Source organism: Streptomyces sp. AA4 (assembly GCF_000158875.1).
Classification (GTDB): Bacteria; Actinomycetota; Actinomycetes; order Mycobacteriales; family Pseudonocardiaceae; genus Amycolatopsis.
Genome location: NZ_GG657746.1, coordinates 2,393,619 through 2,414,698, shown reverse-complemented (window position 1 = coordinate 2,414,698; position 21,080 = coordinate 2,393,619). Strand labels below are relative to the sequence as shown.

The window sequence follows — 21,080 nt, the reverse complement described above, 5'->3', positions numbered from 1 at the left end:
CCGAACCGCAGGGCGGCTTCGTATCGGGGTTGGGGGGATGGCCGGGTGCCACGCTGTTTGGGTGCATCAGCGGCGGTTTTTACGCGGCTTGGGTGCATGGGGGCGTTGGGGGGCGCGGCGTGCGGATAGGGCCCCAATGTGGCATTGGGTGCATGCGACGCACCCAATGTGGCGTTCGTTGCGTCTGACGCACCCAATGCCACATTGGGGCGCACCCCCGGCGGCGGGCGGCGGGCGGCGGGCGGGTCGTGAGGGGAACCCTCACGGACTCAGAGTCCCTCAGGGTTCCCCTCACGGAATCTCGGCTTCGCCCGAAAGCTGTGAAGGGCCCCTTGAGGGAATTAGATTCCCTCAAGGGGCCCTTCACGGACCACGAAACTGATCAGGCGCCGGCCAGGGAGCGCAGGGCGTCGGCGCGGGCGGTGCTTTCCCACGGCAGGTTCAGGTCGGGGCGGCCGAAGTGGCCGTATGCCGCGGTGGGGGCGTAGATCGGGCGCAGCAGGTCCAGGTCGCGGATGATCGCGGCGGGACGCAGGTCGAAGACCTCGCTGATGGCCGACTGGATCTTGCTCGGGTCGACCGTTTCGGTGCCGAAGGTCTCGACGAACAGGCCCACGGGAGCGGCCTTGCCGATGGCGTACGCCACCTGCACCTCGACTCGTCCGGCGAGGCCCGCGGCGACGACGTTCTTGGCGACCCAGCGCATCGCGTAGGCGGCCGAACGGTCCACCTTGGACGGGTCCTTGCCGGAGAACGCGCCGCCGCCGTGGCGGGCCATGCCGCCGTAGGTGTCGACGATGATCTTGCGGCCGGTGAGCCCGGCGTCGCCCATCGGGCCGCCGATCACGAAGCGGCCGGTGGGGTTCACCAGGAGGCGGGTGCTGTCCGTGTCTAGGCCGAGGTCGGCCAGCTCCGGCTCCACGACGTGCTTGCGCACATCGACGCCGAGCATCTGCTCCAGGTCGATCCCGTCCGCGTGCTGGGTGGACACCACGACGGTGTCGAGCCGCACCGGCTGCTCGCCCGCGTACTCGATGGTGACCTGGGTCTTGCCGTCCGGACGCAGGTACGGCAGCACGCCGTCCTTGCGGACCGCGGTCAGCCGGCGCGACAGGCGGTGCGCGAGCGCGATCGGGAGCGGCATCAGCTCGGGCGTGTCCGAGCAGGCGTAGCCGAACATCAGACCCTGGTCGCCCGCGCCCTGGCGGTTGATCTCGTCCTCGTCCGATTCCACCCGCGACTCGTACGCCGTGTCGACGCCCTGGGCGATGTCCGGCGACTGCGACCCGATCGCGACGTTCACGCCGCAGGAGTTGCCGTCGAAGCCCTTGGCCGACGAGTCGTAGCCGATGCGCAGGATGACGTCCCGCACGATGGTGGGGATGTCCGCGTACGCCTCGGTCGTCACCTCGCCCGCGACGTGCACCTGACCCGTCGTGATCAGGGTCTCGACGGCGACCCGGCTGCGCGGGTCCTTGGTCAGCAGGCCGTCGAGGATCGAGTCGCTGATGGCGTCACAGATCTTGTCGGGGTGGCCTTCCGTCACGGATTCCGACGTGAACAGCCTTTTCGTGGACGCAGACACGACCTCGTCACTTCCCTCGGTCAAGCGATGGCGCCCCACCGGATTTCAGGCGCTCCTGGCACAGCCCACCCTACCCAGCGGACCTGTAGCTACAGTCGACGCGCGAGCAACGCTGTTACGGCATCCCACAATGTGGCCGCCAGGCGGGCTTTGGCTCCCTGCGGGATGACCTGCTCGGTGCCGTCCGCGGCGAGCAGCCAGCCCGCGTTGTCCTCGGTGCCGAACGCCTTGCCGTTGCCGACCGCGTTGACCACGAGCAGGTCCGCGCCCTTGCGGCGGAGCTTGACGCGGGCGTGGTCGAGGACACTGCCGTTCTCGTCGCCGGTTTCTGCGGCGAAGCCCACCACGATCTGCCCGGAACGCCGCCCCTGCACCAGTTCGGCGAGGATGTCCGCGTTGCGGTCGAGCGTGATGACCGGGTCCGGGCTGTCGTCGGACTTCTTGATCTTGTGGTCGGCCAGCGTGGCGGGCCGGAAATCCGCGACCGCGGCGGCCATCACGACGACATCCGCGTCCGCCGCGGCGGAATGCATCGCTTTGCGCATTTCCTCCGCCGTGGACACGCGCTGCAGCGTCGCGCCCGCCGGGGACGGCAGTTCGTCGGTGTGCCCGGCGACCAGCGTCACCTCGGCTCCGCGCTGCGCGGCGACCCGGGCGAGTGCGAAGCCCTGTTTGCCGGACGAGCGGTTGCCCAGGTAGCGGACCGGGTCGAGCGGTTCCCGGGTGCCGCCCGCGGAGATCACCACGCGCAGGCCTTCGAGGTCCCGCGGCAGCGCCTTCGGCTCGGCGAGCAGCAGCCGGGCCAGGTCGACGATCTCGGCCGGGTCGGCGAGCCGTCCCTTGCCGGTGTCGACGCCGGTGAGCCTGCCCGCGGCGGGTTCGGTGACGACCGTGCCGCGCGAGCGCAGCAGCGCCACGTTGTCGCGGGTGGCCGGGTGCTCCCACATCTCGGTGTGCATCGCCGGGAAGAAAGCGACCGGGCACCGGGCGGTGAGCAGGGTGTTCGTCAGGAGGTCGTCGGCGAGCCCGTGCGCGGCCTTGGCCAGCAGGTTCGCGGTCGCCGGGACGACCAGCACGAGGTCGGCCTCTTTGCCGACCCGCACGTGCTGCACCTCGGGCACCTCGGTGAAGACCCCGGTGTGCACCGGGTTCCCGGACAGCGCCTCGAAGGTCGCCGCGCCGACGAAGTTCAGCGCGGCCTCGGTGGGCACGACGCGGACGTCGTGCCCGGTTTCGGTGAGGCCCCGCAGGACCTCGCACGCCTTGTAGGCGGCGATGCCGCCGCCCACGCCCAGGACGACCCTGGGCCTGGCGTCATTCACCCTCGGTGTGCTCGAGCAGCCCGCCGTGGATCTCGCGCAGCGCGATCGACAGCGGCTTCTCGCGGGGGCCGGGCTCGACCAGCGGGCCCACGTACTCCAGCAGGCCCTCGCCGAGCTGCGCGTAGTAGTCGTTGATCTGCCGCGCCCGCTTGGCCGAGTAGATCACCAGCGCGTACTTCGAGGAGACCTTTTCGAGCAGGTCGTAGATAGGCGGGTTGGTGATGCCTTCGAGCTCTTCCAGCGTCGCCTGTTGCACAGTCACTCGTGCTGCTCCGTATCGTCACATCGATCGGCGGCAGAATCGCCACCGCCGGTAATCAAGTCTAGCAACCGCCGCGCGGCGACCTCGACGTCGGCGTTCACGACCCGTTCGTCGAACTCCCCGGCCGCGGCCAGTTCGCGTTCCGCCTCGGCCAGCCGGGCGGCCACCGCGGCCTCGGTCTCGGTGCCCCGGCCGGTGAGCCTGCCGACCAGTTCCTCCCACGAGGGCGGCATCAGCATGACCAGCCGCGCCTCCGGCATCGCGGCCCGGACCTGGCGGGCGCCCTGCAGTTCGATCTCCAGGACCGCCGGACGGCCTTCCGCCAGCGCCTTCTCCACCGGCTCGCGCGGCGTCCCGTACCGGTTGCCCGCGAACTCGGCCCACTCCAGCAGCCGGTTCCCGGCCACCATCCGGTCGAACTCGGCGGAATCCACGAAATGGTAATGGTTTCCGTCGACCTCGCCCGGCCGCGGCGCCCGCGTCGTCACCGAAACGCTGAAGTACAGGTTCGGCTCGAGCCGGCGCAGCTGTCCCACCACACTCGACTTCCCGACTCCGGAAGGGCCGGAGACGACGGTGAGCCGGGGGCGGGAGATCTCTCCTGCCACCGGCTCACTGCCGCGGTCGGCGCCCCGGGTCACCGGGTAGTCCTGACCGACGCCGCTCACTCGCCGCTGAACTCGGCCAGCAGCGCCTTGCGCTGCCGGTCGCCGAGCCCGCGGAGCCTGCGGCTGGGGGCGATCTCCAGTCGTTCCATCGTCTGCTGGGCGCGCACCTTGCCGACGCCGGGGAGCGCCTCGAGCAAGGCCGAAACCTTCATCTTGCCGAGGACTTCGTTCTCCTCGGCCTGCTTCAGCACGTCGACCAGAGTGGTACCGCCCCGCTTCAGCCGCTCCTTCAGCTCAGCACGGATGCGGCGGGCGGCGGCGGCCTTCTCCAGCGCCGCAGCACGCTGTTCCTCTGTCAGCTGGGGAAGTGCCACGTTTTCCTCCGGTAGTTCTCACATCTGGGTGGGTGACGCGACGGTACCCACCCCTGAGCAGGGGCCACAATGCGGGGGTGGCTGGTGGAGCGCGATTCCGGGGCCTGCTATTGGCCTTTTTCGCGGAGTCCCGCCAACCGGCGGTTCACCTCTTGGGCCGCACGGCGTAACGCCGCGGTGTCCGGGCCGTGGCGCAGCAGGTCCCGCGACGAGGCCGGGAGCAGGCCCGGGAGCCCCTCGCCGAACACTGCCCGCAAATCCGCCTCAGTCGCCCCCTGCGCCCCGAAACCGGGCGCGAGCACCGGTCCGTTGAGCCGGCTCAGGTCGACTTCCCCAGGAGCCACAGTGGCCCCTACGACCACGCCGACGTCGCCGTAGGGCTCGTCACCTGCGTTGTGGTCCGCAGCAGCGTCTACGACGCTCTGAGCGACCGTACGGCCGTCTTCGAGCCGCGCGCGCTGCAACGCGTCCGCTTCCGGGTTGGACGTGCGCGCGAGGACGAAGAGGCCGTTGCCCGCTTCGCGCGCTGCCGTGACGGCCGCGTCGAGGGCGCCGAAGCCGAGGTACGGCGACACCGTGGCCGCGTCGGCGGTGAAAGCCGCCTTCTCGGCCACGTACGCCGCCGTGTAGGCCGCCATGGTCGAGCCGATGTCGCCCCGCTTGACGTCCAGCAGGACGAGCGCTCCGGCGTCGTGAGCGACGTCCACGACGCGTTCGAGCACCGCCACCCCGGCGGGCCCGAACGCCTCGAAGAACGCCGACTGCGGCTTCACGATCGCCGCCACCTCGCCCAGCGCCTCCGCGGCGCTGAGCGCGAAGCGTTCGAGCCCGCTGGCGTCGAGCGGCAGGCCCCACGCCTCGATCAGGCCCGGATGCGGGTCGATCCCGGCGCACAGCGACCCGCGCGCGGCCACTGCTTCGGCGAGCCGCGCCCCGAAGCGGGCGGTCACGACGTCGCCTTCAGCGCCGCCTGGAGGTCCTGCAGGCTGCGCACGCCGATGTCGCCGCGGATAAGCGCTTCGATGCCGTGCACGGCCGCCGCGGCGCCCTGCACCGTGGTGATGCACGGAATGTCGCGCGACACCGCGGCAGTGCGGATTTCGTAACCGTCCACGCGCGGTCCGCTGTTTCCGTACGGCGTGTTGATCACCATGTTGACGTCGCCGGCGAGGATCACGTCGACGATGTTCGGCTCGCCGGTGCCCGGGTCCGGCTCGGAGTGCTTGCGCACCACCGAACAGGCAACCCCGTTGCGCCGCAACACTTCCGCGGTACCGGACGTGGCCAGGATCTCGAAGCCGAGATCGGCCAGCCGCTTCACCGGGAACACCAGCGAACGCTTGTCGCGGTTGGCGACGGAGACGAATACCCGGCCCGAGGTGGGAAGGGATCCGTAAGCGCCGCTCTGCGATTTCGCGAATGCTTTCCCGAAGGAGGTGTCGACGCCCATGACCTCGCCGGTGGATTTCATTTCCGGGCCGAGCAGGGAGTCGACGCCGTGTCCTTCCGGCGTGCGGAACCGGTGGAACGGGAGCACGGCTTCCTTGACCGCGACCGGCGAGTCGGCGGGCATCCGGCCGCCGTCGCCCTCGGCGGGCAGCACGCCGGAAGCGCGCAGATCCTTGATCGTGGAGCCGGTCATCACCAGCGCCGCGGCCTTCGCCAGCGGCACCGCGGTCGCCTTGGAGACGAACGGGACCGTGCGCGAGGCACGCGGGTTGGCCTCCAGGACGTAGAGCACGTCGTCCTTGAGCGCGTACTGCACGTTCAGCAGGCCGCGGACGCCGACGCCGCGGGCGATGGCCTCGGTGGAGCGGCGGACCGCGTCGAGGTCCTGCGCGCCGAGGGTGATCGGCGGCAGGGCGCACGAGGAGTCGCCGGAGTGGATGCCGGCTTCCTCGATGTGCTCCATCACGCCGCCGAGGTAGAGGTCCTCGCCGTCGAACAGGGCGTCCACGTCGATCTCGATCGCGTCGTCGAGGAACCGGTCCACGAGCACCGGGTGCTCCGGCGTGACCTCGGTGGCGCGGCGGATGTAGCCGGCCAGGGACTCCTCGTCGTAGACGATCTCCATGCCGCGCCCGCCCAGCACGTAGGACGGGCGGACCAGCACCGGGTAGCCGATCTCGTCGGCGATCCGCTTCGCGCCCTCGAACGAGGTCGCCGTGCCGTACTTCGGCGCGGGCAGCCCGGCCTCGGACAGCACCTCGCCGAACGCGCCGCGGTCCTCGGCCAGGTCGATCGCCTCCGGCGGCGTCCCGACCACCGGCACCCCGGCGTCGGCGAGCCGCTGCGCGAGCCCGAGCGGGGTCTGCCCGCCCAGCTGCACGATCACGCCCGCCACCGTGCCGGACTGCTGCTCGGCGTGCACGACCTCGAGCACGTCCTCGAACGACAGCGGCTCGAAGTACAGCCGGTCGCTCGTGTCGTAGTCGGTCGACACGGTTTCCGGGTTGCAGTTGACCATCACGGCCTCGAACCCGGCCTCGCGCAACGCGATCGCCGCGTGCACGCAGGAGTAGTCGAACTCGATGCCCTGCCCGATCCGGTTCGGGCCGGACCCGAGGATCAGCACCTTCGGCTTGTCGCTCTGGACCGCGACCTCGGACGTCGCCGCCGGGTCGGTCTCGTAGGCCGAGTAGTGGTACGGGGTCTTCGCCGCGAACTCCGCCGCGCAGGTGTCGACCGTCTTGAACACCGGCCGCACGCCGAGCCGGTGCCGCAGCGCCCGCACGCCGTCCTCGCCCGCGAGTTCCGGGCGCAGCGCGGCGATCTGGCGGTCGGACAGGCCGGTGCGCTTCGCCCGCCGCAGCAGGTCGCCGTCGAGCACCGGGGCGTCGCGGACCTCCGCGCCGACCTCGCCGATCAGCGCGATCTGGTCGATGAACCACGGGTCGATCCCGCTCGCCTCATGCACCTGCTCGACCGTCGCGCCCAGCCGCAGCGCCAGTTCCACCTCGTAGAGGCGGCCTTCGTGCGGCGTGCGCAGCGAGTCCAAAGTGGACTCGACCGTCGCGCCCTCGGGGTCGGGCAGCGTCCAGAACCCGGTCGCCTTGGTCTCGATCGACCGCATCGCCTTCCCGAGCGCTTCGGGGAAACTGCGGCCGAACGACATCGCCTCGCCGACCGACTTCATGGTCGTGGTCAGCGTCGGGTCCGCACCGGGGAACTTCTCGAACGCGAACCGCGGCACCTTCACCACGACGTAGTCGAGCGCGGGCTCGAACGAGGCCGGGGTCTCGCCGGTGATGTCGTTGCGGATCTCGTCGAGCGTGTAGCCGATCGCCAGCTTCGCCGCGATCTTCGCGATCGGGAAACCGGTCGCCTTCGACGCCAGGGCGCTGGAACGGGACACGCGCGGGTTCATCTCGATCACGACCATCCGGCCGTCGACCGGGTTGAACGCGAACTGGATGTTGCAGCCACCGGTGTCCACGCCGACCTCGCGCAGCACGGCGATGCCGACGTCGCGCATCACCTGGTACTCGCGGTCGGTCAGGGTCATCGTCGGCGCGACGGTGACCGAGTCGCCGGTGTGCACGCCCATCGCGTCCACGTTCTCGATCGAGCACACGACCACGACGTTGTCGTGCTTGTCGCGCATCAGCTCGAGCTCGTACTCCTTCCAGCCGAGCACGCTCTCCTCGATCAGCACCTCGGTCACCGGGGACTCGGTGAGCCCGGTCGAGGCCAGCCGCTCCAGGTCCTCCGGCGTGTGCGCCATGCCCGAGCCGAGGCCGCCCATCGTGAACGACGGCCGGATGACGACCGGCAGGCCCAGTTCCGCGACCGTCTCGCGGACCTCGTCCATGTTGTGGCACACCCGGCTGCGCGGCACGTCCGCACCGATCTTGCGGACGATGTCCTTGAACTTCTGCCGGTCCTCGCCGCGCTGGATCGCGTCGATGTCCGCGCCGATCAGCTCCACGCCGTACTTCTCCAGCACGCCGCGCTCGTGCAGCGCCACCGCGCAGTTCAGCGCGGTCTGCCCGCCGAGCGTCGCCAGCAGCGCGTCGGGGCGCTCGGCCGCGATGACCTTCTCCACGAAGTCCGGCGTCACCGGCTCGATGTAGGTCGCGTCGGCGAACTCCGGATCCGTCATGATCGTCGCCGGATTCGAGTTCACCAGTGACACGCGCAGACCCTCGCTGCGCAGCACCCGGCAGGCCTGCGTGCCCGAGTAGTCGAACTCGGCCGCCTGCCCGATCACGATCGGCCCGGAGCCGATCACCAGCACGTGCTGGATGTCCGTCCTCTTCGGCATCAGGCCTTCTTCTCCATCAACTCAACGAACTCGTCGAACAGCGGCGCGGCGTCGTGCGGACCCGCGGCCGCTTCGGGGTGGTACTGCACGGAAAACGCGGGCACGTCGAAGGCGCGCACGCCCTCGACCGTGTCGTCGTTCGGGCAGTAGTGGCTGATTTGCGCGGCCCCGTAAGGGGAATCGAACCGCTGGCCCGGCTCGCCTTCGAGGGCGAAACCGTGGTTCTGCGCGGTGATCGCGACCCGTCCGGTCGCCACGTCGATCACCGGGATGTTGATCCCCCGGTGCCCGTAGCGCATCTTGTACGTGCCCAGACCCAGGGCGCGGCCGAGGATCTGGTTGCCGAAGCAGATGCCGAACAGCGGGATCCGCTGCTCCAGAACGGTTTTCGTCAGCGCCGTCGCGTGCGCCGTCGTCGCCGGGTCGCCCGGGCCGTTGGACAGGAACACCCCGTCCGGCTCCAGCGCCAGCAGGTCCTCCGCGCTCGTGCTCGAGGGCAGCACGTGCACCTCGATGCCCCGCTGCGTCATCAGCCGCGGCGTGTTCGATTTGATCCCCAGGTCCAGCGCCGCGACCCGGAACCGCTTTTCTCCTTGCGCGGCAACGACATACGGCTTGTCCGTGGAGACCTCGCCGGCGAGGTCCGCGCCCTTCATCTGCGGGCTCGCCAGGACCTGTTCGACCATCTGCTCGTCGCTGCCCAGTGCGTCGCCGGAGAACACGCCCGCGCGCATCGCGCCCTGTTCGCGCAGATGCCGCGTCAGCGTCCGGGTGTCCACCTCGGAAATCCCGACCACGCCTTGGCGCACCAGTTCCTCGTCGAGCGTGCGCTTCGCCCGCCAGCTCGACGGCGTGCGCGCGGGATCCCGCACCACGTAACCGGAAACCCAGATCCGGGCCGATTCGTCGTCCTCGTCGTTCCAGCCCGTGTTGCCGATCTGCGGCGCGGTCTGCACCACGATCTGCCGGTGGTACGACGGGTCGGTCAGCGTTTCCTGGTACCCCGTCATGCCGGTGCAGAACACCGCCTCGCCGAGGGTCCGCCCGCGCGCGCCGTACGCCGCGCCGCGGAACACCCGGCCGTCTTCGAGAACCAGGGCGGCGGGGCCGCGAGTGCCGGTGCTCACTGGGCACCTCCCTTGATGTCGTGATCGGAAAGTTCGTTGATCCACTGCGGATAGTCGTCGAGGTCGTCGCCGCGGAACCCGGTGTCCAGCGCGACGTCGCCGAGCTGCCAGGTGAGGACCAGCAGCACGTCGGTGCCGGTGACCTTCCCGGCGAGCCGCGAATCGCGGCGGATCCCGGTGATCGAGGCGCGCGGGATCCAGAAGTCCGGCAGCCCGCCGCGTTCCACGGCCACCCCGTCCGGGTGCAGCCGCCAGACCGCGCCGGACCGCGGACCCGCGCCGCGCGTGACGACGCGGTCCTGCCAGTTGCCCGCGGTCGTGGTGCCCACGTACACGCCGGTCGATTCCAGCTGGAACTCGCCCGGGTCGGCCGGGATCTCCGGGAACGGCGCGATCCGCGCGCTCTGCGAACGCGCCTTGCGCCGCCAGCCGATCCACATGCCGAACAGGCACAGCAGGAAGAAGGCGACGATCCCCAGCGTCAGCAGCAACCGCTCCATCAGCAGATCTTCCCCTCGCGCGCGGTGATCCGCCCGCGCAGCAGGGTCGCCGTCACCACGCCGGGCAGCCGCATTCCCTCGTACGGGGTGTTGGCCGCGATGCTGGCCAGATCGGCCCCGCGCACCGTCCATTCGGCGTCCGGGTCGACCAGCGTCAGGTTCGCCGGTTCGCCCGCTTCGATCGGACGGCCGTGCCCGGCCAGGTTCCCGACCTCAGCGGGCCGCTCGCTCATCACGCGGGCGACGCCGCGCCAGTCGAGCAGGCCGGTCTTGACCATCGTCTCGACGACCACCGACAGCGCCGTCTGCAGGCCGAGCATGCCGGGCCGGGCCGCGGCCCATTCGGTGTCCTTGTCCTGCGGGGCGTGCGGGGCGTGGTCGGTGGCGACGCAGTCCACGACGCCCTCGGCCAGCGCGGCGCGCAGCTTTTCCGCGTCGCCGCCGGTGCGCAGCGGCGGGTTGACCTTGTTGACCGGGTCGTAGGTCTCCAGCCGGTCGTCGGTCAGCAGCAGGTGGTGCGGCGTGACCTCGGCCGACACCTTGGTGCCGCGCTCCTTCGCCCAGCGCAGCACGTCGACCGTGCCCGCGGTGGAGACGTGGCAGACGTGCAGCCGCGCGTTCGCGTGCAGCGCCAGCAGGCAGTCGCGCGCGACGATCGACTCCTCCGCCGAGGCCGGCCAGCCCGCGTAGCCCAGCCGCGACGCCTGCTCGCCCTCGTGCGCCTGCGCGCCGACGGTGAGCCGCGGTTCCTCGGCGTGCTGCGCGATCACCGCGTCGAGCGCGGTCGAGTACTCCAGCGCGCGGCGCATCAGCAGCGGGTCCGAGACGCACACGCCGTCGTCGGAAAACACCCGCACCGCCGCGGTGCCCTTCGCCATCGTGCCCAGTTCGGCGAGCTTCTCGCCCTTGAGCCCGACGGTGACCGCGCCGACTGGGTGGACGTCGACCAGGCCGACTTCCTGCCCGCGCCGCCACACGTGGTCGGTGACGAGCGCGTTGTCGGCGACCGGATCGGTGTTGGCCATGGCGAACACCGCGGTGTAGCCGCCCAGCGCCGCCGCGGCGGAACCGCTGTCGATGGTCTCGGTGTCTTCGCGGCCCGGCTCGCGCAGGTGCGTGTGCAGGTCGACGAACCCGGGCAGGAGGACCTGGCCCTTCGCGTCGAGCACCTCGGCGCCCTCGGGAACGTCCACCGCGCCGATGGCGGCGATCACGCCGTCCTCGACCAGGACGTCCACCGGCTCGCCCTCGCCGTACGGGCGGGCGCCCTTGATCACGATGCTCACGCGGCAGCTCCTTCACTGGCCAGGAGGTGGTAGAGGACCGCCATGCGCACGTGCACGCCGTTGCGGACCTGTTCGGTAATGGCGGAGGAGGGGGAATCCGCGACCGCGGAGGAGATCTCCATGCCGCGCAGCATCGGGCCGGGGTGCAGCACGACGGCGTGGTCCGGCAGCAGTGCCTGACGGCGCTCGGAAAGCCCGTAGGAGATCGAATACTCGCGCGCGGAAGGGAAGAAGCCCCCGTGCATCCGCTCGGCCTGGACGCGCAGCATCATCACCGCGTCGACCGCGGGCAGCTCGGCGTCGAGGTCGTGCGAGACCGTGACCGGCAGCTTCTCCACGCCGACCGGCAGCAGCGTCGGCGGCGCGACGAGCACGACCTCCGCGCCGAGGGTGCTGAGCAGGTGGATGTTCGACCGCGCGACCCGGCTGTGCAGGACGTCGCCGACGATCGCGATCCGCCGGTCCTTCAGTGACCCGAGGCGTTCGCGCAGCGTCGCCGCGTCCAGCAGCGCCTGCGTGGGGTGCTCGTGCATGCCGTCGCCCGCGTTGACCACCGCGGTGCCCGGACCGGCGAGCCAGCCGGACAGCCGGTGCGCGGCGCCCGAGGCGGGGTGCCGGATGATCACGCAGTCGGCGCCCGCGGCGGCCAGCGTGAGCGCCGTGTCCCGCAGCGATTCGCCCTTGTTCACCGAGGAGCTGGAGGCCGAGACGTTGATCACGTCCGCGCTCATCCACTTCCCGGCGATCTCGAACGACACCCGGGTGCGCGTGGAGTTTTCGTAGAACAGCGTGATCACGGTGCGGCCGCGCAGCGTCGGCAGCTTCTTGACCTCGCGGCCGAGCAGCGTGTGCTTCAGCTCGTCGGCGGTGTCGAGCACGGCGGTCGCGGTGTCCGCGTCGAGCCCGTCGGTGGCGAGCAGGTGCTTCACCGGGTTTCTCCTTCCGGCGCGCGCAGCAGCACCGCGTCCCGGCCGTCGGTTTCGGACAACAGCACTGAGACGCCTTCGGCGCGCGCGGTGGGCACGTTCTTGCCGACGTAGTCGGCGCGGATCGGCAGCTCGCGGTGGCCGCGGTCGACGAGCACGGCGAGCTGGACGGCACGCGGGCGGCCGTGGTCGCGCAGGGCGTCGAGGGCGGCGCGGATGGTGCGGCCGGAGAACAGGACGTCGTCGACGAGGATGACGACCCGGTTGTCGATCCCGCCCGGCGGCAGCTGCGTCTGCTCGAGAGCACGCGGCGGACGGCGGCGGAGATCGTCGCGGTAGAGGGTGACGTCGAGGGCGCCGTGCGGCGGCTCGGCCCCGGCGAACTCGCCGATCTTCCCGGCGAGGCGCGCGGCCAGCGGAGTGCCGCGGGTGGGAATGCCGAGCAGCACCGGGTACTGCTCCGGCGGACCGGCTCCGAGAGCGGTCTTCTCGATGACCTGGTGGGCCATCCTCGCGATCGTGCGCGCGACATCGCCGGCCGAAAGCAGCTCGCGCTCTCCCGCCGGCTCCGCCGCGCCACGCGGACGTGACGACAAGGCGGACCTCCTTCCCCGCCTCTCTGGACGGGTCCTTAAAGGACGTCGGCAACCGGCTGCTGCCGGAAACCGCACCGACAGTAGCAGGACCGGTCAATCAGTCTTCCGGGTGGTACGCGCACGGCCGCCACCTGCGCGGACCGACCTTCTGCTTGACCTGGTGACAACTATGCGTAACCATTACTCTGAGTATTCGACTCGAGGAGTCCCCTCCCCGGTCCTCCGGCCGGGCAGGGGCGATGAAACGGAGAACCACCAGATGGGCGATTACGCCAAGGCGCTCGGGGCCAAGCTCCGCGGGATCCGCCAGCAGCAAGGCCTGTCCCTGCACGGGGTCGAGCAGAAGTCCGGCGGACGCTGGAAGGCCGTCGTGGTCGGCTCGTACGAGCGCGGCGACCGGGCGGTCACCGTCCAGAAGCTGGCCGAGCTGGCGGACTTCTACGGCGTGCCGGTGGTCGAACTGCTGCCGGAGGGCCGGGTCCCCTCGGGAGCCGAGCCCGCCACGAAGATTGTGATCAACCTGGAGCGGCTCCAGCAGCTCCCCGCGGAGAAGGTCGGCCCGCTCGCCCGGTACGCGGCCACGATCCAGAGCCAGCGCGGCGACTACAACGGCAAGGTGCTCTCCATCCGCACCGAGGACCTGCGCTCGCTCGCCATCATCTACGACATGACCCCCGGCGAGCTGACCGAGCAGCTCATCGACTGGGGCGTCCTCCCGCCGGAAGCCCGTCCGTCCAAAGAGGACTGAGCACTGATGGCGGCAGCGGCCGTGCACGACGCGGCGGGCTTCCCGCACCCGGGGAACCGGGAACGCCCGCCGCGCTTCGGGTGAGGCTTCGCCCGCCGGATTCCGCCTTGTTCCGCCGCGTCGACCTCGGGTGATCCAGGTTGCCCGCGAGCTGCTTCGCCTCGCCGCGCGAAGCACCCGGCAACCGGTATTCCGCCGCGCCGAGAATGCGCTCCCTCGGATTGCGGCACATTTCCCGGCCTGGGCCGCGGACTGTTTCCTCACCCGGCCGCTTCCCGCTCCGACCCCTCGGGTTTCGAGCGGATTCCCTTGCCTGGCTTGCAGTTCGGCCGAAACCGCGTCCCGCGCCAGCGCGATCGCGCCGCGGAAATATCCTGCGGTTTCACGGCCTGCTTAGCGATTCCCGTCGCACGGCACCGGTTTCCCGGCTGATCGCGATTCCGCTGCCGGGCTCTCCCCCGCGGATTGCTCACTCACCGCAGCGATTCCGAAGGACCGCCGCCCGGAACTCACCGGATCGGCGCGGAACCGCCCGGGTCCGCGCCGCCGCGAATGGCGCCCGCCGCCCGGTTCCGATTCCGCTCGGTGATCAATTTTCGCTCTCGCCGTCCCTCGCGGAGCCGCTGCGGCCCGGCGGTGACCCGATCAGGCAGCGGCCAATCAGGTGGCCGTTTCCCCCAGCCGGGTTACCTCCGACTACCGGGCCGCCGGGCTACAGCACCGCGCGCAGGCGGTCGGCGATCGTGCCGATGCGGCCGAGCACGCCGTTGACGAACCGGGGCGAATCGTCCGTCGAAAGTTCCTTCGCGAGGCCGACCGCTTCGTCGATCGCGACCGCGTCGGGGACGTCCGCCGACCACAGCATCTCGTACACGCCGACGCGCAGGACCGCCAAGTCGACCGGCGGCATCCGCTCCAGGGTCCAGCCCTGCGAGTGCTCCGCGAGGAGTTCGTCGATCCGCTCGCGGTGGGCGGTGACGCCCTCCACGACGGTGATCGTGTAGTCCGCGACCGGGTCGACCTCGACCGCGCCGACCCGGTCGGCCAGCAGCGTGACCGGGTCAGCGGACCGCTGGGCGGCCTCGTACAGCATCTCGACCGCGCGCCGGCGGGCCTGCCGCCTGCTGATCGCGCCGCCGCGGTTCGGGTGCGGGGGAAGCTTGTCCGCCATCAGCTGGAGACGCGGCCGAGGTAACGGCCGTCGCGGGTGTCGACCTTGATCTTCTCGCCGGTCGAGAGGAACAGCGGGACCTGGATCTCGGCGCCGGTCTCGAGCGTCGCGGGCTTGGTGCCGCCGGTGGAGCGGTCGCCCTGCAGGCCCGGGTCGGTGTGCTGGATGACGAGCTCGACCGAGGTCGGCAGCTCGACGTACAGCGGCTCGTTCTCGTGCACCGCGACCTGCACCTCGGTGTTCTCGAGCATGTAGTTCGCGTTGTCGCCGACGGTCTCGGCGGGCACGGTGATCTGGTCGTAGGTGTCGCCGTCCATGAAGACGAAGTCCGCGCCGTCCTTGTACAGGTACGTCATGTTCCGGCGGTCGACCGTGGCCGTCTCGACCTTCGTGCCCGCGTTGAAGGTCTTGTCGACGACCTTGCCGGTCAGCACGTGCTTGAGCGTGGTGCGCACGAACGCGCCGCCCTTGCCCGGCTTGACGTGCTGGAACGCGGTGACGCTCCACAGCTGGCCGTCCAGGTTGAGGACGAGTCCGTTCTTCAGGTCGTTGGTGGTGGCCACGAGTCTTCAGGTCTCCTGTGTTCGATCTCTTCGGCCGCGGCCGTCAGACGGCCACGAGGTCCTTGGTGCTCAGGGTGAGGAGTTCGGGTCCGGAGTCCCGCACGACGAGCGTGTCCTCGATGCGCACGCCACCGCGCCCCGCGAGGTACACGCCGGGCTCGACGGTGACCGCCATACCGGCGGACAGTGTACCGACGCCCGCCGCGGCGAGACTCGGTGCCTCATGCACTTCCAGCCCGACGCCGTGGCCGAGACCGTGCGCGAACTGCTCTCCGTACCCGGCGTCGGCGATCACCGAGCGGGCCGCGGCGTCCACTTCGGACACCACAGCGCCGGGCCGGACAGCTTCGACGCCCGCCGCCTGCGCGCGGTGCACGAGGTCGTAGATCTCGCGCTGCCAGTCGGCGGGTTCGCCGAGGACGACCATGCGGGTCATGTCCGAGTGGTAGCCGTCGACCGTGGCGCCGAAGTCGAATTTCACGAAGTCGCCGCGGCGCAGTTCGGCCCCGGTCGGGCGGTGGTGCGGGATCGCCGAGTTCGGCCCGGCGGCGACGATCGATTCGAACGAGATCCCGGACGAACCGTGCTCCAGCATCCGGTTCTCCAGGTCGCGGGCCACTTCCAGCTCGGTCCGGCCCGGCCGCACTCCGCCGGCCTCGATCAGGGCGGCGAGCGCGCGGTCGGCGGCGGCACACGCGGCGCGCAGGGCGGCGATCTCGACCTCGTCCTTGACCACCCGCAGCTGCTCGACCAACCCAGGGGTGCGGATCAGCTCGACCCGGTCGAAGCGCACCTTGAGGTTCTCGTGCTCCTCGACGCTCACGTGCTGGCTCTCGAACCCGGTCGGGCCGTAGCCCTGCTCCGCCGCGTGCGCCGCGAGCGCGCGGGCGCTGGCGCGGTCGAGCACGCGCCGCAGGTCGGGCACCTCCGATTCCGACTGGGCCGTGTAGCGCCCGTCGGTGCAGAACACGGTCTTCGCGTCGCCGTCCGCGTGCAGCAGCAGCGCGGCGTTCGACCCGGTGAACCCGGTCAGGTAGCGGATGTTGAGCAGATCGGTGACCAGCAGCGCTTCGACCCCGTTGTCGGGGAGCAGGGCGGCGAGCGCGGCGCGGCGGCGAGCGTGGTTTTCCGGCACCCGGCCAGCTTAACCAGCGGCTTCCGGGCCTCGTTCCGGCCGCGTTCGAGGACGGCCTACTGGCGGTTGACTTCGGCGCGCCTACACTCCGTCCATGCTGGGTGCCTGGTTGACGCGCGGGCTGGTCATGGCGGTCGTGCACGCCGCCGCGATGACGCTGCTCGCCAAGTGGTCCGTGTTCCACCCGACCGGCCAGACGCTGTTCACGTCGCTCACCATCGCCGTGCTGGTCGGCGTGGCGGCGCTGTGGAGCGCGATCGACGGCTGGCGCGGCCTGCGCGACAGAGGGCGCGCGTGGTTCATCGCCTCCCTGGTCGCGGGCGTGGGCTCGGGCATCCTGTACGTGATCGGGCGGGCGATTTTCGTCGACCAGACCGGCGTTTCCGAGCTGGGGGCCGCGCTCACCGGCGGGGCGGCGTTCTCCGCGCTGCTGGTGCTGGTGCCCGCCGGGCTCGGGTTGTTCGTCGGCGGCCGGATGCGGCGTCCGGCGGCGGATTCCGCCGAAGATCCCGGCGAGCCGGAGCCGGACGACGAGGACGAAGACGGTGCCGGCAGCCGTTCCGGCGAACTCCAACTCCCGCCGAGTCCGACCCCGCGGACCGCTCCGAAGCCTTCGCCGGTCAGCCGCCCAGCGGCAAACCGCGCGCGGCGGCGTCCCACTGTCGCGGGTCGATCTCCTGCACCCCGGAACCGTTGAGGTCCACGATCGTCGTGTCCGGCAGGCCGTAAAGCTGCCCGTCGAGAACCATGCCGTAGCCGCGGCCGTACGCGTGCACGACGGTCGCCCCCGAACGCAGGCGCGTTTTCACCGGTACTTCCGGCGCCTGCGGCAGCGGCCGGTCGACCAGTTCCCCGGCGAGCACCGCGGCGACTGAACGCCGGTCGATCCGGATGCGCTCGCCGCGGCGGTAGAGGTCGATCATGCGGTCCGGGGACGGCATCGCGACGCCGTCGAAGGTCGCCGTGGTGCGCGAGGGGGTCGAGCAACCGCCCGCGCCTTTCACGTCGAGCCCGAAGTGCTGGAGCCCGGTCGGCGCGCCCGCCGGGCCGATCTCGGTCGCGCGCACGACGTCCAGCGAAACCAGGTCGCACGGGTCGCTGACCGACGTCGGCGCGTGCCCGTCGGGACGGCGGACGAGGCCGGGGCCTTCCTTCCACGCGCCCGGGAGCACGACCGGCTGGTACGGCTGCATGGTGAAATCGCGGTCCCAGAAGGTGATCGTGGTGCCGTCGGCGGTTTCGTGCGCGATGGCGAAGGCGTCGAGCGCGCCGACCCACTCCAGGTCGACGCTGAACGCGTCGACCACCGAACGGGTCCGCGGCGCGGCGGTCGTCGCGGTGGGCTCGAAACCCTTCTCCCCCAACGCTTCCACGCCCTCGCGGAACGCCGGGTCGTGCGCCCGGACCACGAACTGCCCGGCCCCGTTCCAGCCCGCCGCGCGGCCGGTGGTGTCGGTGAACATCAGGTAGTACCAGCCGTCGAGGAAGACCACCGAAGGCTGGCCGGCGCCGTAGACGTTGTCGCGGTGGACGTCGTGGGACGCGCCGAGAATCGGCTGGCCGCCGTTCGAACGGGTCCAGTGGATGCCGTCCGGGCTGGTGGCCATGCCGATCGCGTTGCCGAGCGCGTGGTCGCCGGCCGCGCCGGTGTAGTACATGAAGTACGTGCCGCCGACGCGCAGCACGGACGGATCGCAGGTGTGCATGCCGTCGAAATTGCCGGGCGAGCCGGACAGCACCGCCGGGGGCGCGCCGCCACCCGGCCCGGTGAACGGTCCGTCGGCCGAGGGACCCTCGGCGTAGAGGATGTCGTCCCCCGGCGGCGGGGCGCTGCTGTACTGGCTGCACCACCAGATCCGGGTGCGGCCGTTCTCGACCATCACGGTGGGCCCGTAGTTGTAGGACGCGTCCACGGCCCCCGCGGCCACGACGCCGGCGCTCTGCCTGCTGGCTCCCGTGGCAAGCGCGACGTCCGCCGCCCGAGGCGGTTCCTTGGGCGCTTGCGGCGCTCCGCCCGCGATCCCGCCGTGCCCGGTGCCCTCGGCCTGCGGCTGGGCCGACGTCTGACTGCACCCGGAAACGAGGGAACCGGCGATCAGCAGCGAGAGCAGCTGACGCACGGGTCGCCGACCCCCACGACGAAACGGGTGCATGATCGCCGAGTGTAGCGACAACGACACCGGATGGGTGAACCACGTCGCGCATCGGCCGGTCGGACGGCGGGTTTGCTCGAGGCTTGCTTTTCGGCCGCTCTGGGGCGCGATTGGTGGGGTGGAAACGGGTTGTGCTGCCGGATCTGGCTTTGCCGGAGGTGCTGTGCGGCGCGAACTCAGGACGAGGCATCGCGAACCCGCACGATGGGAGTCCGACGACGGAACGCGCGACCCCGCACCCGCCCCGCCACGATTTCCGTCGCCTGCTCAGGGCTGGGTGCGCGCAATCCACCGCACGGCGAGACCGATCCGATCGCGACCTCGGAAAGCACGCCTGCTGCCGGTTGCTCGGCCGCAGGCGCTGTTCACGCCGACGCGTGCCCCCGCCCATCGGAAACCGCGCGACGGCGCATCTGCGTCTGCCCCGCCGCGGGCGGCTTCCGGCCGCCAGCTCAGGACTGGTTCGCGGCGATCCACCGCAACGCGAGACCGTAACCCTCCACGCCGAGACCGAGGATCACCCCGGTCGCGATGTCGGAAAGCACGCTGCGGTGCCGGAATTCCTCGCGCTTGTGCACGTTGCTGATGTGCAGCTCGATCAGCGGCGCGGTGAGCTGGGAGGCGGCGTCGCGGACGGCGATCGAGTAGTGCGTCCACGCGCCGGCGTTCAGCACGACCGGCGCGCCCGCGTCGGCGGCCTCGTGCAGCCAGCCGACCATCTCGCCCTCGTGGTCGGTCTGCCGGACCTCGACGTCGAGACCCAGCTCCTGGCCGGTGGCGACGCAGAGTCGCGCGAGGTCGTCGTGCGTGGTGGAGCCGTAGACAGCCGGCTCGCGTTTGCCCAGGCGGCCGAGGTTGGGGCCGTTGAACACGAACGTCTTCACAGCAGCACGCTCCCGCCGTTTTCCGGGGCCTCGGCCGCGATCGCCGAGTACGCGGCGGCAAGCAGCGACGGGTCGGGGCCTTCCAGCCGCCCGGGTTTGCCGAGTCCGTCGAGGACGACGAAGCGCAGCACGCCGGAGCGGGTTTTCTTGTCGCCCTTCATGGTTTCCAGCAGCTGCGGCAGCGCGTCGGGGGCGTAGGTGGTGGGCAGGCCGATCAGCTTGAGCACGGAGGCGTGCCGGTCGGCGGTGGCGTCGTCGAGGCGTCCGGCGAGCCGGGCCAGTTCCGCCGCGAACACCAGGCCGACGCTGACCGCCGCGCCGTGCCGCCAGCGGTAGCGCTCGCGGCGTTCGATGGCGTGGCCGAGGGTGTGGCCGTAGTTGAGGATTTCGCGCAGGTCGGACTCGCGCAGGTCGGCCGCGACGACGTCGGCCTTCACCTGGATCGAGCGGCGGACGAGTTCGGCGAGCACGTCGCCCGCCGGGTCGAGCGCGTGCTCCGGGTCGGCCTCGATCAGTTCGAGGATCCGCGGGTCGGCGATGAAACCGGTCTTGACGATCTCGGCCATCCCGGCGACGAGTTCGTTGCGCGGCAAGGATTCCAGCGTCGCGAGGTCGACCAGGACGGCGGACGGCTCGTGGAAGACGCCGACGAGGTTCTTGCCCGCCTCGGTGTTGATGCCGGTCTTGCCGCCGACGGCCGCGTCGACCATGCCGAGCAGCGTCGTCGGGACGTTCACCAGCCGGACGCCGCGCATCCAGGTGCCCGCGACGAACCCGGCGAGGTCGGTGACCGCGCCGCCGCCGAGCGCGACGACCACGCCGCGCCGGTCCAGCCCGATCCGGCCGAGGACCTCCCAGCAGAAGCTGGCGACCGAGAAGGCCTTGCCGTCCTCGGCGTCGGGAATCTCGACGCGGTGCGCGTCGAGCCCGGCCGCGGCCAGCTCGTCGCGGACGGCCTCGGCGGTGGCGGTGAGCGTCGGCGGGTGGATCAGCGCGACCTTCGACGCGTCGGCGAGCTGCTCGGTGAGTTCGCCGAGCAGGCCGCGCCCGACGAGCACGTCGTACGGCTGCGCGGTGGCGACCCGGATCCGGACGGGCGGGGTGGCGGACACGGTTCTCCTCACTGCCCCCGGACCCGGCGGTCCTGGAGCTGGTTCGCGGTCCGTGAGATATTCATTTCTTTGCAAGTTATAAATACTGAATAATAAGATGACATGAACTACTACTGCTAGAGATTTTCCACACTGACTAAAAGGGTCTGAGGGATCTCTAGTTACCAGAGTCACACAACAGACGGGCACACACTACTTGAAGCACTCAAGGCAAGCTTTATTGAGGCTTAAGCAGTGGGTTCCCTAGTTAGCCAGAGAGCTCCCAGGCTCAGATCTGGTCTAACCAGAGAGACCCAGTACAAGCAAAAAGCAGATCTTGTCTTCGTTGGGAGTGAATTAGCCCTTCCAGTCCCCCCTTTTCTTTTAAAAAGTGGCTAAGATCTACAGCTGCCTTGTAAGTCATTGGTCTTAAAGGTACCGATGCATGGGGTCGTGCGCTCCTTTCGGTCGGGCGCTGCGGGTCG

Annotated in this window: 20 protein-coding genes; 2 read left to right on the top strand and 18 right to left on the bottom strand. The window is 70.6% G+C overall.

Going from position 1 to position 21,080, the window contains the following annotated elements:
* Positions 1-382: 382 nt before the first annotated feature.
* The 12 genes from metK to pyrR form a co-directional block, all read right to left on the bottom strand.
* On the bottom strand, positions 383-1,585 hold the full coding sequence (gene metK / locus SSMG_RS11345) for a methionine adenosyltransferase (RefSeq protein WP_009075822.1): 1,203 nt from the start codon (positions 1,583-1,585) through the stop codon (positions 383-385).
* Positions 1,586-1,674: 89 nt separating this feature from the next.
* Positions 1,675-2,907: a bifunctional phosphopantothenoylcysteine decarboxylase/phosphopantothenate--cysteine ligase CoaBC gene (gene coaBC, locus SSMG_RS11340; RefSeq protein ID WP_009075820.1), complete on the bottom strand. Its 1,233-nt coding sequence runs from the start codon at positions 2,905-2,907 to the stop codon at positions 1,675-1,677.
* A complete protein-coding gene (gene rpoZ / locus SSMG_RS11335; RefSeq protein WP_009075818.1) occupies positions 2,900-3,169 on the bottom strand; it encodes a DNA-directed RNA polymerase subunit omega in 270 nt (89 codons plus the stop codon). Before rpoZ ends, coaBC begins: the two co-directional genes overlap by 8 nt.
* Entirely contained in the window at positions 3,166-3,810 is a 645-nt protein-coding gene (gene gmk, locus SSMG_RS11330; RefSeq protein ID WP_086024966.1) for a guanylate kinase, read from the bottom strand. Before gmk ends, rpoZ begins: the two co-directional genes overlap by 4 nt.
* 23 nt (positions 3,811-3,833) lie before the next feature.
* Positions 3,834-4,151, bottom strand: coding sequence for an integration host factor, actinobacterial type (mihF, locus tag SSMG_RS11325; protein WP_003096398.1), 318 nt, complete (start codon positions 4,149-4,151; stop codon positions 3,834-3,836).
* Between the two features lie 107 nt (positions 4,152-4,258).
* Positions 4,259-5,101 carry an orotidine-5'-phosphate decarboxylase gene (gene pyrF / locus SSMG_RS11320; protein ID WP_009075815.1) on the bottom strand — a complete coding sequence of 281 codons (843 nt, stop codon included), beginning with the start codon at positions 5,099-5,101 and terminating at the stop codon, positions 4,259-4,261.
* On the bottom strand, positions 5,098-8,415 hold the full coding sequence (gene carB / locus SSMG_RS11315; protein WP_037713336.1) for a carbamoyl-phosphate synthase large subunit: 3,318 nt from the start codon (positions 8,413-8,415) through the stop codon (positions 5,098-5,100). The genes pyrF and carB overlap by 4 nt, the downstream gene beginning before the upstream one ends.
* Positions 8,415-9,542, bottom strand: coding sequence for a glutamine-hydrolyzing carbamoyl-phosphate synthase small subunit (gene carA / locus SSMG_RS11310; protein WP_009075810.1), 1,128 nt, complete (start codon positions 9,540-9,542; stop codon positions 8,415-8,417). Before carA ends, carB begins: the two co-directional genes overlap by 1 nt.
* Positions 9,539-10,042 carry a hypothetical protein gene (locus SSMG_RS11305; protein WP_009075809.1) on the bottom strand — a complete coding sequence of 168 codons (504 nt, stop codon included), beginning with the start codon at positions 10,040-10,042 and terminating at the stop codon, positions 9,539-9,541. Before SSMG_RS11305 ends, carA begins: the two co-directional genes overlap by 4 nt.
* The gene (locus SSMG_RS11300) at positions 10,042-11,328 is read right to left on the bottom strand and encodes a dihydroorotase (RefSeq protein ID WP_009075807.1); all 1,287 of its coding nucleotides are present in this window, start codon (positions 11,326-11,328) and stop codon (positions 10,042-10,044) included. The genes SSMG_RS11305 and SSMG_RS11300 overlap by 1 nt, the downstream gene beginning before the upstream one ends.
* A complete protein-coding gene (locus SSMG_RS11295) occupies positions 11,325-12,257 on the bottom strand; it encodes an aspartate carbamoyltransferase catalytic subunit (RefSeq protein ID WP_009075805.1) in 933 nt (310 codons plus the stop codon). Before SSMG_RS11295 ends, SSMG_RS11300 begins: the two co-directional genes overlap by 4 nt.
* Positions 12,254-12,850, bottom strand: coding sequence for a bifunctional pyr operon transcriptional regulator/uracil phosphoribosyltransferase PyrR (gene pyrR, locus SSMG_RS11290; protein WP_009075803.1), 597 nt, complete (start codon positions 12,848-12,850; stop codon positions 12,254-12,256). The genes SSMG_RS11295 and pyrR overlap by 4 nt, the downstream gene beginning before the upstream one ends.
* Before the next feature lie 259 nt (positions 12,851-13,109).
* Between pyrR and SSMG_RS11285 the strand changes: the two genes are divergently transcribed.
* Complete coding sequence (locus tag SSMG_RS11285) at positions 13,110-13,598, top strand: transcriptional regulator (RefSeq protein ID WP_003096372.1); 489 nt, start codon at positions 13,110-13,112, stop codon at positions 13,596-13,598.
* Between the two features lie 712 nt (positions 13,599-14,310).
* Here the strand turns inward: SSMG_RS11285 and nusB are convergent.
* From nusB to SSMG_RS11270, 3 genes are read right to left on the bottom strand one after another with little or no spacing between them, the layout of a single operon-like run.
* The gene (nusB, locus tag SSMG_RS11280; protein ID WP_009075787.1) at positions 14,311-14,769 is read right to left on the bottom strand and encodes a transcription antitermination factor NusB; all 459 of its coding nucleotides are present in this window, start codon (positions 14,767-14,769) and stop codon (positions 14,311-14,313) included.
* The gene (gene efp / locus SSMG_RS11275) at positions 14,769-15,332 is read right to left on the bottom strand and encodes an elongation factor P (protein WP_009075786.1); all 564 of its coding nucleotides are present in this window, start codon (positions 15,330-15,332) and stop codon (positions 14,769-14,771) included. The genes nusB and efp overlap by 1 nt, the downstream gene beginning before the upstream one ends.
* 43 nt (positions 15,333-15,375) lie before the next feature.
* Entirely contained in the window at positions 15,376-16,467 is a 1,092-nt protein-coding gene (locus SSMG_RS11270; RefSeq protein ID WP_009075784.1) for a Xaa-Pro peptidase family protein, read from the bottom strand.
* 94 nt (positions 16,468-16,561) lie between these two features.
* Here SSMG_RS11270 and SSMG_RS42295 point away from each other — a divergent pair, with 94 nt between their 5' ends.
* Positions 16,562-17,164, top strand: a complete 603-nt coding sequence (locus tag SSMG_RS42295; RefSeq protein WP_009075782.1) for a B-4DMT family transporter — start codon at positions 16,562-16,564, stop codon at positions 17,162-17,164.
* Here SSMG_RS42295 and SSMG_RS11260 read toward each other — a convergent pair.
* The 3 genes from SSMG_RS11260 to aroB form a co-directional block, all read right to left on the bottom strand.
* The gene (locus tag SSMG_RS11260; protein ID WP_100266761.1) at positions 17,088-18,587 is read right to left on the bottom strand and encodes a beta-xylosidase; all 1,500 of its coding nucleotides are present in this window, start codon (positions 18,585-18,587) and stop codon (positions 17,088-17,090) included. The two genes, SSMG_RS42295 and SSMG_RS11260, sit on opposite strands and share 77 nt — an antisense overlap.
* 485 nt (positions 18,588-19,072) lie before the next feature.
* On the bottom strand, positions 19,073-19,504 hold the full coding sequence (gene aroQ, locus SSMG_RS11255) for a type II 3-dehydroquinate dehydratase (RefSeq protein ID WP_009075779.1): 432 nt from the start codon (positions 19,502-19,504) through the stop codon (positions 19,073-19,075).
* Positions 19,501-20,616 carry a 3-dehydroquinate synthase gene (aroB, locus tag SSMG_RS11250; RefSeq protein ID WP_009075777.1) on the bottom strand — a complete coding sequence of 372 codons (1,116 nt, stop codon included), beginning with the start codon at positions 20,614-20,616 and terminating at the stop codon, positions 19,501-19,503. The genes aroQ and aroB overlap by 4 nt, the downstream gene beginning before the upstream one ends.
* Between the last annotated feature and the right edge of the window lie 464 nt (positions 20,617-21,080).